Annotated in this window: 11 protein-coding genes; all 11 read right to left on the bottom strand. The window is 32.7% G+C overall.

Features of this window, described 5'->3' with window-relative positions:
* Positions 1-41: 41 nt before the first annotated feature.
* Positions 42-6,179, bottom strand: coding sequence for a hypothetical protein (locus tag IPM56_03210; protein ID QQS36979.1), 6,138 nt, complete (start codon positions 6,177-6,179; stop codon positions 42-44).
* 147 nt (positions 6,180-6,326) lie between these two features.
* A complete protein-coding gene (locus IPM56_03205; GenBank protein QQS36978.1) occupies positions 6,327-6,809 on the bottom strand; it encodes a hypothetical protein in 483 nt (160 codons plus the stop codon).
* Complete coding sequence (locus IPM56_03200) at positions 6,802-7,341, bottom strand: hypothetical protein (GenBank protein ID QQS36977.1); 540 nt, start codon at positions 7,339-7,341, stop codon at positions 6,802-6,804. Before IPM56_03200 ends, IPM56_03205 begins: the two co-directional genes overlap by 8 nt.
* Complete coding sequence (locus IPM56_03195; GenBank protein QQS36976.1) at positions 7,322-8,833, bottom strand: hypothetical protein; 1,512 nt, start codon at positions 8,831-8,833, stop codon at positions 7,322-7,324. The genes IPM56_03200 and IPM56_03195 overlap by 20 nt, the downstream gene beginning before the upstream one ends.
* Before the next feature lie 12 nt (positions 8,834-8,845).
* The gene (locus IPM56_03190) at positions 8,846-10,759 is read right to left on the bottom strand and encodes a secretin and TonB N-terminal domain-containing protein (protein QQS36975.1); all 1,914 of its coding nucleotides are present in this window, start codon (positions 10,757-10,759) and stop codon (positions 8,846-8,848) included.
* Positions 10,728-12,140 carry a type II/IV secretion system protein gene (locus IPM56_03185; GenBank protein QQS36974.1) on the bottom strand — a complete coding sequence of 471 codons (1,413 nt, stop codon included), beginning with the start codon at positions 12,138-12,140 and terminating at the stop codon, positions 10,728-10,730. The genes IPM56_03190 and IPM56_03185 overlap by 32 nt, the downstream gene beginning before the upstream one ends.
* Positions 12,131-12,910 carry a prepilin peptidase gene (locus tag IPM56_03180; GenBank protein QQS36973.1) on the bottom strand — a complete coding sequence of 260 codons (780 nt, stop codon included), beginning with the start codon at positions 12,908-12,910 and terminating at the stop codon, positions 12,131-12,133. The genes IPM56_03185 and IPM56_03180 overlap by 10 nt, the downstream gene beginning before the upstream one ends.
* Positions 12,907-13,434 carry a hypothetical protein gene (locus tag IPM56_03175; protein ID QQS36972.1) on the bottom strand — a complete coding sequence of 176 codons (528 nt, stop codon included), beginning with the start codon at positions 13,432-13,434 and terminating at the stop codon, positions 12,907-12,909. The genes IPM56_03180 and IPM56_03175 overlap by 4 nt, the downstream gene beginning before the upstream one ends.
* Before the next feature lie 72 nt (positions 13,435-13,506).
* Positions 13,507-13,917, bottom strand: a complete 411-nt coding sequence (locus tag IPM56_03170; GenBank protein QQS36971.1) for a prepilin-type N-terminal cleavage/methylation domain-containing protein — start codon at positions 13,915-13,917, stop codon at positions 13,507-13,509.
* Position 13,918: 1 nt separating this feature from the next.
* The gene (locus tag IPM56_03165; GenBank protein ID QQS36970.1) at positions 13,919-14,968 is read right to left on the bottom strand and encodes a type II secretion system F family protein; all 1,050 of its coding nucleotides are present in this window, start codon (positions 14,966-14,968) and stop codon (positions 13,919-13,921) included.
* 320 nt (positions 14,969-15,288) lie between these two features.
* Positions 15,289-15,942, bottom strand: a complete 654-nt coding sequence (locus IPM56_03160) for a hypothetical protein (protein ID QQS36969.1) — start codon at positions 15,940-15,942, stop codon at positions 15,289-15,291.
* Positions 15,943-15,960 lie beyond the last annotated feature (18 nt).

Below are 15,960 nucleotides of genomic sequence, written 5' to 3'. Positions count from 1 at the left end.
AACGATAAGAGATAATATATAGATAATGAAATTATTCATGTTTATTTTGTAAAAAACAGAACAGGTTTACGATTTTTTTCCAGCCTCATATTTTCCTTTATTAATTTATCTGCTTTTTCCATAAGATTCTGACTTTTAGTAGTAACAACTCCAAAACTCCCATTCATGCTACCGCCCGCACCAACACTTAGATTAAGCCCTACTCCTCTAGGTGTGTGGCTGTTATTTTGTGAATCTAAAACTACATTGATACCTAGTCCAGGAGCAACCAATGGTATTTCAATCTCACTAGTAGTTTCATTCATATTATTCGTAGTCTGCAGGTCTTCTGTTGTAAAATCAGGCATATATACTGATTCTAATCCAATATTTGCAGCAACCCCAACACTAGGTCCAAAACTGCCAAAAAGTTTAAAATTCCCCTGAGCATCCATTCCAATTCCTATTTCGAAATTATATCCTCCCCCTAATGCTATGGCCCCGCTAAATGCTGTAATATTTAGGCCCTTTTGATTATTCTTAGTTTCTTTTTTTTCTGTAGTTTTAGAATTTTTCTTTTCATCATCAGGTGTAGGTGTAGCGACACTCATTCCATTCGGATCAAAATATCTTAAAGGATTATTCATCGTATAATTATACGGACTCCAGCCCGGATACTTATCAGCAAGCGGGTCAACCTGCAGCCACCTGCCAAGTTCACTATCGTAATACCGCGCACCAAAGTAATCGTAGTTGGTTTCAATGTCGCGTTCCTTTTCAGTGAATTTGTAACGGTCAGTAACGCTGGCACCGGTTTGATACTGTCTCAGTACTTCTCCGTACGGGTAGTAATCATATCCTGAAACCGGTACTCCCGTAGAATCAACAACGGCTCTTATATTACCTAAGTGATCTTTTATATAATAAAATCTTTCATCCTTTCTTGAATCGAAATATATATAATAGCAAGGTTGTCCAGGTATTTCCTCTACACACAAAGAATCAGGAGTCCAATGTGCATCAGCTCTGCCGATCAAACCATTTGCATAAATATTCGTCATTTTAATTTTATTTGTAGTGCCATCGTATATTGCTAATTCTCTTCCCGAGTGATCTCGCAAATAATACTCTTTAGTAGATACAGCGTCTTTATAAATCCGGTTTCCGCTTTCATCATATTTATAACTTAATGTTCCGGTTCCGGGTTTTACCATTGATAAAGGTAAGTTTCTGTAGTCATAAGTTAAGGAGTTTACATTTCTTAATCCATCACTAATTACATTTCCTTTTGCATCGTAATTATACGTCTTAAACATTCCATTTATCTGGGCTGCATAAAGTCTGTTCGTATTCGAGTAATAATTATATGACATCGTTTTATCAGGTCTGTTTTTTGTGCCGAAATTACCATCAGCGTTATAAGTGTAACTTTCTATTTCGATTCCATTATTTTTAGTCTGTGTTAGTCTGTTTAGTGCATCATATGTATAACTTAGATTTAAAGGTGACCAACTCGTATTACTCATATTGGAAATGTATTGTGATATGATATTTCCATTTGCTGAATAAGTAAGGTTTTCAACAAACCGTCCGTACTCATCAATTAATTCTTCTCCTGTATCAAAGATAATTAAGTTTTGCAAGCTGTATAATCTGCCTCTGTTATCATAAGTATACGTGATTCTGTCCTGTGTTTCCTGTAAATCCGGGTATGCCAGCTGTAAGATTTTATTGTCTTTATTATAGTCTAAAACTGCTTCAAGCTTAGCCAGAGATTTATTATCATCAGCGCTTGTTCTTACTTCTTTTAATCTGCCTTGACGATCATAATCATACCAATAGTGAAAATCAGCAGGTATTGATTGCTTGACAAGATTTCCAAAATGATCATACTTATTAATAATTTGCTTCCAGGATTTATCTTCAAATTTTACCCACAGTTCCTTCACTCTTCCTCTCGAGTCATATGCAAAAACTTTATAACTCCAGGGATCTGTAGTCTTACTCCTGAAAGCAATGGCAGCAAGCCTGCCTTTGTGATTAAACTTATTAATAAGACTGAGAATTGTTGGGTTTGTCATATTAACAAATGCGCCGGTTTTTTCATACTTATCATACATATACTGCATTAAGCGATTTGATTCATTAGTCTCTGAGGCATATGTAGACTCAGGATTAAGATATTCAATTCCACCAGAGACAACAGCTTCTGCAACTATCTCAGGTCTGTTAAGTGTATCATACTTTGTAAAGAATACCGGGTAGTTGCCGCTGTTGTGATATTTAAACCTCAGGTTGCCCAGCTTATCATATTTAAATTTATAAGTTCCATCATCCGGTGTTGTTCTCTCGGATAATCTTCCACGACTATCATATTTATATTTAAGAATTTTTCCGGCCGGAGTTTTAACTGAATCCAATTGATTTATTCCGTTATAATAAAACTCGGTGATAATAGAATCTTTCTCCTCTTTTATAATATTGCCAACTTTATCTGAATATGTTTTTACATACTTATTATCCTCATCAGTACTGGTACTAACCTCATAATTTAAAAGTGGTTCATATGTAAAGGTTTTTTTGGGAGAACTTGGACTATCAGTAACATATCTTTGTTCTTTCGGACGTGAAAAACCATCGTATTTAAAAAATTGTTTTCTGTTTTCTGCATCCTTAGTCTCGGAAGTCAATCCCAAATAATTTGGTTTTGTTTCTTCTTTAATTTCGTATCCATTCGTACCTAAAACTTTAGCTCGTCTTAACTGACCCATCGCATCATACTCGAATAATGATTCTTCATTAAGCGGGTTTAGTGGATCAAAATTAAATCTTTTTGTCATTTCAATTTTGTCCGCGATATCATCATACGTGTATAATACACTTCCGGCGGTTGTAGAAGTATCTATGCTATTTACAACTAACGAAACATCAAGATATAAAAGTGTATCGGTTGAAAATGTGAGTGTGGTATAACAATCTCTTGAATAGTCTTCAAGAGATGCTATAAATTTGAATCCATATAAATTTTGTCCGGCAGCTTTTATTGCATTCACAATCGAGGAGACATCAATTGTTGATATGGAATTATCCGTAAAGTCAACTGTAATATTTCCAATAGTGTTATAGCTGGCTTGACCATAGTTGTACGATTGCGTTATGCCATATATTCCGAAACGTTTCTCCTGATCACCAGAAATTTGTGACCAGTCCATCTTCAATGTCAACATTGCTTCATCTACAGTAATAACATTTGATAAAATCATAGGTTCATTTAGAAAGCCATAATAAAAAACAGATGGTGGTGTTTCTCCCGGTAATGGCGGATCCCACGGATTTTGCGGCAGTTCTTCACCGCCTCCGCTTTCTGAGTCTTCGCCAACCATACCATCTCCCTGCGCTACTTCATCACCGGCATATGATTCAATTCTAATGCCGATCGGATCGACAAAAAAGTAACCGTCTGTTCGCATTAACAAAGTTCGTTCAAGTTTTGGGTCATCAATGTAACGGATTGCTGTTGTATCGATAAACACTTGGCTGCCAACAGGAAAACTCCCGGGCAGATTCGCTTTGACTATCCTTCCGTCACCATCATAAAAATATTCTGAATAAAAACCATTTACATCTATTTCTTGTGTTACATTTCCTTTTAAATTTCTCACTGCAGTGTAAGTAAGAGTATCGTCACCATTGAAAACAACACTTGTTTTGAGTGGTTCCTGCATATAAAAACCGTTCACCAAGCACTTAATTGTAGAATCTTTGATAGTACCATCTGTCAATTCAAGTTTTCCATTTATACTGTATTTTAAAAAATATTTATATCTAGGAGGGACAATAATTGTGTCTATTATTTCCCAGTTTTCATTAAAAACATATTGATAACCACCAGGATCGTATACTACCGAATCCACATCAAAAGCACTTTCTGAATATTTATAATGCGTAAACACTTTATTGTCTAAATTTGTGCTGTTCAAATGCCATTTATAAAGATTTGGGTACATGTTATTCCATGGAGATGGCAAGGTTCCCGAAGTGTTGTACTCAAATAGTGTTGTAATCGGTTTAGAAGGATCAGTATAATTTATTTCGGATAATAATTTACCGAATTTTGTTCCAGAGTAGTTTAAATCATAACTATAAACTACCGAATCACTTATTAAAGATCCGTTATAAATTTTGGATGATTTCAGTATTGACATTTTATAACGTGATTCTGGGTTCATTAAACCATTCGAATCAAAAATATTATAAAATAATCGTGACGTTGTCAGTCCTTTTGAATCGATGGTTTTTTCAATCGTGACGAAATCTTTCGTAAAATATGGATGTAAAGACATAAAATTTATTGATTCATGAACATACTCATAATTAATAGTTCTTACCAAAGAATCATTCATCGCCAAATTTCTATCTGACACTATATCATTAATTAACCTAAATGTACCATTATAAAAACTATTTAATTGTTCAGTCCCAATATCATAATTATGTATTTTAACTCTTCGAATATTATCTGATACTTCAATTTCTTTCTCAAGCTTTATCACAGAAGTAAAATCCATGTTCCAGTTAATGGCAAAGCCTGCTATATATTTCGAAAAGTATTTTGCAGAATTAATTTCATTTGGAGATGAGTTGTCTAAGAAATCTTTATTTGTTGTTCTTGTTTGGGTCCATATTCCTATTGATTGTAGTCGATTTGGGTTAAAAGTTGTATATGAACTTCCATATTCATATTTAACTGTCTGAAACTCTGATTGAATTTCCTCAAAACTGTTATAACGATTAATCGAATCCATCATTATGGAAGTTTCTTTATCTCTTTGTGTGGTATTAAGGAATTCAGAATTGAAAGCGAAAGACCCGGGCTTCTGAAATTTGAACGCAATATTGGGGAGATGATCCAAGTAATTGAAGACTGACTTTTTACCATTAAAATATTCAATACTTTTCAGTTTATATAGTGGTGCAAAAAAACTAAAATATTCATCAAAATCTTTATAAAATTTCTTATCACTTTGATAAAAAAATTCGTCTTTTCGACCCATATTATCCACAATTGAAGCCACATGCTTTGATTTTGTATTTGATATACTGTTTGCCCTGTTTGGACTGAACCAAGAGGACCCAGTTTCTGTACCCCACAAAATATTTAAATAATAATCATCATCTCTTGAAGTATTCTCAATTTTAATCTGTCTTACATGTGATACGCCATATAAATCCACTGTAATATAATCAAGATAAAATTCAGCTCCGGAAAAAGTACTTCCTTTTGAGACACCCATCCCGGTGAATAGTTTTCTACCATAATCATGACCAGACACAAGACATTGTTGATCACCTGCATATGCATAATTAAATCTTAAAGTATCACCATTAGGTGACCATATTTCAGTCAGGTACATAATTCTTGGATCCCGTTCAAGTGAATATGGAGAGTAGTCATAAAATTTTGCAGAATCTTCAACAAAGAAGTACGTTAAACCATCACCTTTTTTTAGATACATACGTCTTAAATATTGATTGGAATTTATAAACTCCACTATAGCGTATGTTGGATCATCAAGAGAATTTGATACATACATTCCGACCCGTGAATTTGCCTGTGAATTAGTTAAAGTTGTTGAGGAGCCATCGGCTAGGAGTAAAACGATATAATCTGTTTGATAGAATTCGGGAGGCAACCCGTTTGTACTATTACCAATATTATTTGAATAACTATAACCTGGAATAAGTAGAGGAATTTCTTCCCCTTGTAAATTGTTAATGGTATAAGGATCATTAAGTTTATTAGAATAAAAATTAGCTTCAAAATTCAAAGTCTGTAAGGCGAACCCCTTATAACCAATTATCCACTCTGAAGAATTGACTGGATAACCATAATTATTATCCCAAGAATAATATTCATCTCGAACGAACATTCTGTGTTCAACATTTGCATTATACGTTATTGTAATGTCACCCCCCATATCATTTGGAGCTTTAACAGGAGAAGAATATACAATACTTAGATTTCCATCATAGTCTGATACTATTTCGTTATTAGTCAGACTTTTACTTGTACTCTTGATGTAACCTCTTTCATTAAATTTTTCACCTGTGCTTTGAGGAATGTATTGGGATTGTGCATACAGTTTAAAAGAAATCATTCCACAGATAACGATGATTGCAAATGTCAAAGCTCGCTTCATTTTCCACCTCATTAAAAATATTTTCTGAAATATCAAGAATTAACTTAATGGGCTGACAGTTTGGATGAATCAGTAGAACTACGCGATTTTTATTTACGTAGTTCTACGGATATAAAAGGCAAGTGTGAATAAATTAGATTTAGGAAATTACTTGAGGTGTGAAATAATTTTTTCACCTGAGAGAATGTGAACAAGTTCAACTTGCTGCTTTGACACACGGTGGATTTTCAATCCTTGATATATGTCCCCTTCTTTAAGAAATACAATCTTTGAATTTGTCTCATCATTTAGAACAATATTTTTGTTCTCACCATTAATAACAATCCCTGTCACTCCAAAATTAATTCTGTCATAATTGTTTATGATCGGAAGTTCGGTTTGTATCGGTTCCCTTCTATCGTTAACGATGGCAGCCGATTTTCGCCCAAATGGATCCTGATCAAGGATTTCATACTCAAACATTTTAATGGGAAATGGTTTATCCCTTTTATCAGAAAACGAATTTTCAATTTTATTTTCAATGATTGCGTCATTCTGTTTTAACCAGATAGCATCAGCAAAATTATATAATATCAATCCCCATATTGTGATTGTGATAAGAATTAATGGTAAGTTGATTTTCTTATTCATCAATCCCACCTGCAATTAACACATCTACTGTTCCCGATATTTGAAGATTTTCTGAATCTTTTTGTTTTGAAATAACTATTTCTTCAAAATTCATTGCAAGATTTTTATACTCCAACCACCTGCAATAGTTATACACATTTTCATAGTCACAGCTGAACTCAAGGCTAAATCGTTGAAAATTTAACCTTCCCTTTTTTATCTTCTTAATAGGTTTAATGGAGTTAAACGAAACTCTGAACTTACTGTCCTCAATATTGAATTTTTCCAATGCATTCAAATAATTGTCTTTGTCAGACACAGAATTAAATTCTCCATAAAGCATTTTTTTTAGTTGAATATGATTCCTTTTCAGGCTGTTGAGTTCTGCTTCTAAATCCTCAGCGTTTGTTTTAGTTAATTTCTCTGATACAAGTGAATATAATGTTTCTGATAATTTCCAGTAATTGGGAATAACCTCAAATAATAAAACCAGAATAAAAATTATGGAAGTAATTGTAATTGTATGTTTGTATTTACGATTTTTTATTTTCACGGTAACTCATACTTACGGAAAATCTAAATGGATTTTCAGGTTCGATTGGTTTATTAAATCCTGATTTCTTTTTATCAAACCACAACAATTCAATTTTATTTAAGTTCGAATTTCCAGAGAGTGTTTTGATGTATTGGATCACTTCTTCCTTTGCGAAAGCTTCTCCAATTATTATAGCTTCATATCCGTCAGAATTATTTCTATTCAATTTGATTTCTGTTAATCTCAAACCAGGCAATGATGATTCAGAAAATATCTTTAATACATCCGAAAGAGAACTTTTTTTATTTTTAACATTAATTAATGAATTTAAATCGTACGTTAACTCGTTATTCTTTTCAACCATTTTTTGGGTAGCGGTTTCGATTTCCTTTACCACCTGAGTTTCAGAATTTTGTTCGGATAATGCATTGTCAGTCAACATCCCCAGTATGTTCATCACGAGAAGTGACAGAAGTAAAAATGAAAAAGTCCAAATTAATAACCTTGTACTGATTGCCTTCTCAACGTCGATTTCTTTTTTTTGATTTGCATAATTTGACATCTCAAAGTTGAAAACACTATCATTGAAAAGAGATTCAAACACTATATTTGTTTTGCTGTTCTGCTCAAATTGATAATTAAATTTTTGACCATCCTCTAATGTTAAATTTCGTAATACCCGTCCTACATTAATACTATTCTCCAGACTGGATTCAATTAAATAATTTCCAGGCACTCTCTGAGAGATCTTGTTAGTTTTTTCCTTCCGCTCCAAAATCTTCTTGATCACTTCGAGCAACTGAAAATCATACTCATTTCGATCAGGTGCATTTTCTGAATTAAATAAATACTCATCCTTAGTGATCACTTTATTTGCATCAATTGAGTAGTGGGAGATTTTATTATTCTGAACATCAATAAAATCGCTGCTGTCCCCTTGAATAAAACCAGAGCCTATTAAGGAAAAATGAAAAGGAATTAAAAAAGTGAATCTTGCACCTGATCTTCCGGTAAACTCAAGATATTGGCAGAATTCTTCTCTTCGTGATATTGTAACCAAATAGTTGGCGATGGATTCATCACTCGAAAATATACCAAAGTTCAAAACAAAATCGTCTGAATTAAGATTTTCCGGAAGTTGTTTTCGAATCAGATCTTCAATTTCAAGTTCATCTTCATCAATGTCCTTACGTATTGATACGTTAAAATATTTATAGTTATTAATACTCACCGCAAGAACAAATTCTTTAATACTATTTTGTTCTTTCAATAAGTTAATCTGTCTTCTGATTTCGTAACCATCTTCGTTTACTTCACAGGTACGGGAGGAGATCAATTTGTAAGCAGGAATTTTTTTTGCATAAATTGATTTTAAAGTTCCATCTGCAAGTTTGAATAATGAGATCCTCGCTAATGAATCATCGATATCGATTACAACATAATTTTTTATGCCTAAAAACCAGAGTGTGCTTATTCCATCAAAATATGATTTAAACTTTTTACTATTCATTTATTCATTTATTCATTTATTTCTACTTTGATTCATGGTAAGTTCATCACCATAAAATATTCTAGGTGTTAGGTATATCATTAGTTCTCCCTTGCGGACCGACTTTTCCTTGTCGGTGAAAAACTCACCTAAAATCGGGATATCTCCAAGAATCGGAAATTTTGCTTCATTGTTTATTTCGGATTCCTGGACAACACCCCCTAAAACAATAGTTTCACCATCTCTCAGTCTCACAGTCGATACAAAAGATCTTGTATTTATTGCAGGTATCTGATCCTTGTCAGGAGAGAAACTTCCAACCGGTGTTTCGAAATTTGGTTTAATCTCAAGAGTCAGTTCACCATTATTTCCAACAAATGGTGTTATCTCAAATGAAATTATTGCTTCGATTTTTTCTATTCTTTCCTTTTCAATAAATGTAGAGTTTACTGCATTTACAATCGGGACTATTTCTTTAAAAATATAGTTCTGAACCGTACCGATTTTTAATGATGCAGTGTGCCCATTAAGTGTTGATAGTATCGGTTTGGATTTTATATTAGCCAATCCATTTTGTTCCATTGCTTTTATATTTACATAAAAGTTATCCGGCAGTTTACCAAGTTTACCTATATCAACATTTTCTCCGAATATTGAAACTGTGCCGATGTCACTCAACAAGCTGTTTATTTTTTTTCCACTTGCAGTAACATCAATTCCGGGAAACCATTTATCAGGTCTGGTAAGTTTTGTCGAATCACCGAACCCTGCATTGATTCCGAATGATTTAATATTATCGAGATTATAATCCACAACTAATGCTTCAATTAAAACTTGTGGTACGGGCTGATCAATCTTTTCTATAAAGTCCATAACGACATTTATATTTTCATTAGATCCGCTCAGGACAAGTGCATTATGTTCAATTGAAATACTAGTATGGACATTCTGAATTATTGACGCGGGAATTTTTTCTTTTACCTGGTCTGCTCTTAAATAGTTTAAATATGCAAGTCTTGTTTCATCCAGCCCTTTACTCGTTTTGTTTCCTATGAGGTAGACACCATTTTCGAATTTGTATGTAAATTCAGTTCCCTTAAACAGATAATCCATCGCAGTGCGCAAAGAAACATCCTTACATTTGATAGTTACAACTGCATTAGGATCTGCCAGTTTTAGTAGCTGTAGATTTAACTGATTAGAAAGATCATTCAGTATCCGTCCTAAATCAGCTTGGGTTACATCAAGAGTCACTAAATTGTTTTGGGCACTTACCCAGTAAGGTCTTTTTGTTAAGTCATTAGAATTCTCAAGGCTTGAGAAATATGCAGAGCGAGATATAAAATAAATAGAATCTTTATTTATCAAATAATATCCATTATTACCCAATAAATTATTCAGACCTTTTTCTAATTCGACATTCAAAAGCTTACCTGTAATTCTCCCATTTGTACCGGGAGTCAATAAAAAATTCTGTTTTGTCTTTTCTCTAAGAACTTTCACGAATTCTGATATTTCTGAATTGTCCAGTTCAATCGATAGCTTGTCTTTTGAAAACTCTACAATTGGAATACCAGGTAATGGTTCCGGAGTTTTTAAAATTTGAGGTGATGAAATAAAAAATCTGCGGTTGTCGTATTGAAAAACCAGTTCATTGTCTTCAGCTATTGTTTTAATCGCATCAAAGACAGTCATATTGAATAGGGCTACCGAAACCCGTTTATTTATGTCATTATTAACTACGATGTTTGTTTCGTATTCGAAGGCAATTGAACGGTAGATATCTTTAATATCAGTGTCTTTGATATTTATTGCATTTATAAGTGAGGAACTATTTGGAGGAAAATCAATTGACTGAGCATAAATATATTTATCAATGCACGACAGCAATAATAAAATGCAGATGAAAAAAGCTTTACAATGTGGTTTCTCTAATAACTTCTTCATTAGTTGTAATTCCCAGCTGAATTTTTTTTAATCCTGCTTGTCTTAAGGACATAAACCCTTTTTCAAGGGCTCTGTTTTTTATTTGTGAAATAGATGAATCAACTGAAATCATTTCGGATATTTCATCAGTAATCTCGAAAACTTCAAATAAAGCTGATCTGCCTTTGTAACCGGTATTCCCGCATTCAGTGCATCCACACTTCACAAAGATTTCAGATTGTGAGCCATTACCTGAAGCAGTTGATTTTATTTTACAATTACATAATTTTCTTATCAATCGCTGCGCAATAATAAGTTTTACTGATGCAGCAACCAGGAACGAATCTACTCCCATGTCTATTAATCTTGTAATCGCTGAAGTTGAATCATTTGTGTGAAGTGTACTAAACACAAGATGTCCTGTCAATGCTGCACGTACCGCAATATCGGCAGTTTCTCTATCCCTAATTTCTCCCACCATTATAATATCTGGATCCTGCCTTAGAAAGGATCTTAATGCAGACGCGAAGTTGAAACCGATATCTGGTTTGACGTTGCATTGGTTGATCCCATAAAGATTATACTCTATTGGATCTTCAACCGTCAATATATTTTTGTCAATCCTGTGTATGTGTTGTAAGAAAGAATACAAAGAAGTTGTCTTACCGCTGCCGGTAGGACCGGTTACAAGTATCATTCCGAATGGACGTTCCAGATTTTTTTTAATAACATTCAGTTGCTCGCTGAACAGCCCTAACTTTTCAATATCTAATTCAAGGTGGGACTTATCTAATATTCTAAGTACTGTTTTTTCACCAAAGTTTGTAGGTAAAGTTGAAACACGAATATCAACATCATTTGATTTAACCTTATATTTAATCTTACCATCCTGCGGTTTTCTTTTTTCAGAAATATCAAGTCCCGCCATTATTTTAACCCTGCTTCCAATCTGTGCACTTCTCTGTATCGGTAAATTCATAACTTCACGGAGATGACCATCCACACGAAACCTCACTCTATAATTATTCTCAAATGACTCAAGGTGGATATCACTCGCGAAATTTTCAATTGCTTCCTCTATTATTTTATTGATTAGTTCAACATTTGAACTTTCGTTTTGCAGATTTTTTATCTGCTGTTCATTCTGTCTGCTTGTATTTGGATTACTGCCATATATTTTTTTTAAGTATTCCAGAATAATATCACTTGGAAGTTTCAGAGTCTTGACTTTGTAACCTGTAAAAAAAGTGATATCATCAATCAGTTTTTTATCATTGGGTGATGATGTCCCTATTTGTAAAATTTTATTCTCGATTTTAATAGGAAGGATATTCCATTCGAATGCCTGCTGTGCAGTAATTTTTGAGACCGCTTCGTCTTCAATTTTAAGATCTAGTGCCATATTAACTCTGCTAAATTTTGGAGAGGTAGAAATTCATATTTAATATCTAATATGAATACGGTAAAAAAACCTATTGATAGAAATAGTCCGAATGGCATCTTGACTGCACTTATGCTTTTTTTCTTAAACCATTGAGATGTTAACGCAGTTATAAGTGCAATAGTGCTCGATATCCAAATCGCCAACAAGGAATCAGAGATTTCAAATAAGAAACACAAAACAAAAATCAGTTTTATATCACCCATTCCAATTACTTCTTTCCCCTTTAACCTTTCAAATAAAAACTGAATGATTAAAAAAACAGTAAATATTATAGCAGACAGCAGCAATTTTTCTAAGATTTTTTCAGAATTGAGAATTAAATAAATTGTGACAAGGATGATTAAAACAGAAGTTAGTTTATTCGGGATAATATATTTGAAATAATCTATAACACTTACAAGAAGTAATACATAGAAAATTAAGAAACTGATTAAACCTTGAAATGAAAATCCATAGTTAAAGAAGATGATTAGACCGAGAACAAGAGAACTAAGCTCAACAAATAAATAACGAATCGGAATTTTCTTTGTACACTGTGTGCATTTACCTCTTTGAAACAGGAATGATAAAGCAGGGATCAATTCAATTGCCTTCAGTTTTTTTTCACCACAAAAACAAGTTGAACGATTTAAATCAAATCCATTGCCTGAAATAAAATATGAAATGACATTATTCCCGAAACTTCCTAATGCCGATGCAAACAAAATGACAATGACTATTTCAATCATAGCTCTATTTCTTCTGCCAGTTTAATCATCGCTTGATCTATTTCCTTAAAAAGATCTGATTTATAAGTAGTCGAATATGAAGCCATACCTACAACATCTGAATTTGCAGTTGATATAATTCTGAAACTTATATATAAACCCATATAACTAGTTGTTGAAATCAAATTACTTTCAGAGGTTTGAATTATCCTACCAAGAACAACATAGTTTGCATTCAGTCGTTGTCCGATTTTTAATAGTTGCTCTTTTGAAAGAGTTTCCGGAGTTTTGATTTCCATATCAATAAGCACATCATTTATTTTTGAACGGTCAATCACTCTGAGATTTCTCTTAAGAAAAAAAGCATCTGTTAATCTGTCAGCAGCGTTTTTTCCTATACTCGATTCCACAAATGAACCCTGGGTTGAAAAATTTATTACTGCTACTCCATCTCCATTAAATTCTTTCAATATCATTACTTCTTTAGTTGGAGTGCAACCCGTTATAAAAACAAGAATTAAAAAAATTGTTATCTCGTATTTCATATGTTTATCCATTTTATAAATATTTTGTAATCGTAAATAAATATTTTACTCTTTCTCTTTTTTAGGCGTTGATTAATCAGGTACCACTTCCTTAATTTGTCCATCTTGGTTAACTTCCCAAACATTGAAAGTTCCATCATTATCAAAATCAACCGTTGACGTTGCGACTGCCTTAAAACTATTTATATCACTTTCTGTTATTTCAATTCTATACCTTGCTGAACCACCTTCCTCAATAAATTTTTCTTGCTCAAAACCAATTTCATTCAAGTTGGCTGAATACTTATCATATTCAAATTTGTATGACTTCTGAAGCATATAAACTTGTTTAAGACTTAATTTCGCCTCAGTGGTTTTTGCTTTTGTTACAACCGGCATTAATCTTGGAAGTGCGAGAAGTACCAGCACACCAATAATTACGAGCACTACGAGTAGTTCTGTGATTGAAAAACCTGACTGATTTTTTAAGATCTTTTTTAACATATCATACTCCGAAATAATTTATTATTTCAAACATTGGCAGATATAATCCAATCAGGATTACCGCGACTATTCCACCCACAATTAAGATGAGTGCCGGTTCAAGTAATGATGTTACATTATCCAAGTAGTGGTCGAATTCATTGCTGTAATAGTTGCTCATCTGCAAAAAAACTTTATCGAGTTCCGCACTCTCTTCACCTGCAGCTAACAGCCTTGTAAATGTTGGATCAAAGAATAGTGAAGCCTTTACATTAGAAGACAATGTCTCACCTTTAATTGTCTTTTTAAGCAGATGATCTATTTGATTTCTGAACAGGTGATTTGATGTAATGTTTTTTGAAATCTTCAGTGACTCCACCAAACCAACCCTGCTCTTTAGTAATATTGCCATACTTAATGAAAATCTTGCAAGCAGATTTGTTACATACATCTTTGATACTACAGGGAGTTTTACTAATGTTTTATCAACAATATTTTTTTGAAATGAATCACTCTTGCTTCCAAAATAAATTACAATTGCACTAGTTATTAAAATGAAAAACAAAAGTGTGCTGTTGCCGACAAGCCCTCTGCTCAGAATTAATAAAAACTGTGTGATGCCCGGTAGTTCTGCATTAACGGATTGGAAAAGAGTTTCAAAAGTTGGAATGATGAAAACAAGCATAAAGATTACAACACCAAGTGCCACAACGAGCACCATAACCGGATAACGTATTGCCTGAAGTATTTTACCTTTTAAACTTTGCATTTTTTGTAGAAACAGTGAGTACTCGCCTATCACTTCTGCTATCTCTCCTGTTTCTTCTCCGACTTTTAAGTTGGCTATAAAAATATCTGCAAATACATTTGGATATTTTGCAAAACTCTTTGAGAGTGAAGACCCGCTTTTAATATCCTTGAGAATACTCTTTATAATGCCTTTTAACTTCTCATTTTTTGTTTGTTTATGTATTAACTCAAATGCCTGGATAATAGAAACCCTTGAGTACAATAGGAGACTTAAGACTCTTGTAAAATCTACAATTTCTTTATGTGGTATTTTTTTGAACACAATACACCAGTTAATTAATGTTTCTAAAATTACTGGTGGTATTTTAGTTATTTGGCGGGTTTAAGGAATCAGTAGAACTACGGAATTTGGGGTACGTAGTTCTACTTAATAGATTTAAACTATAAGTGACTTGTTTCTATTGTGAATAGATTCATATACCTAAATACTCTATAATTGTGATTTTTATAATTTAAAAATCTTTCATCTTTAAAACATAAATTTTATAAATTATTATTTTACTCCTTTTTTGTCAGGAAATTTTGCAAAATAAACATGTAAACATTCACATAACATTTTTTTAAATTTATTTATGAAATAAATCAGTCTAATAATTTGACCAATCGAGAAAAGTTATTTCTGTATTCATCAATCGAAGTAATTATCTTAGAACTGTAAGTAGATTTTATTAGCTCATAGTCTTTCCGCTGTATTAATTTTGCAGTAATAAGACCAATACAAGCTCTTAACGGATATAAAGAATTATGTATCGATAAAACCATCAAATCGGAATTAAGTAATTTATCTACACTCTCAATATTATTATAATTATTGAAATAACGTAAAACATATTCAAAAAATAAATTTTCGAGTGCTAAAACAGTTCGACTAGTATCCTCTTCATTCTCAATCAAAAATTCCTGAATTTCATTAGTCCATATATCAGTATTTTCATCAAAATGTCGAATTATTTGTTTTATGGTATTTCCTAATGTAATTATTGAATGCTGATAATCCTTATCTTTTTGACTAGCAGCTTTAAAATATATTTCTTCAATCTTCTTAAATTTCATCTTCACTGAGGGCCTAATAAAAATATGTTGATCTTTCTTTGAAAAACTAAGGGAATAAATGTAGATAATATCATCTTCTTTCCTTATGAATTGATCATATTTAGAACTCCAAATAAATTTATGTTCTTTAAAAACTTTTCCTAATCTCTCAATAATTAAACTTCTTACCAATCTTTTTTCCATTTTGTAATTCCTTATCCC

The organism is Ignavibacteriales bacterium (assembly GCA_016700155.1).
In the GTDB taxonomy this organism is placed as follows: domain Bacteria; phylum Bacteroidota; class Ignavibacteria; order Ignavibacteriales; family Ignavibacteriaceae.
This window is presented reverse-complemented; position numbering and strand designations above follow the sequence as displayed.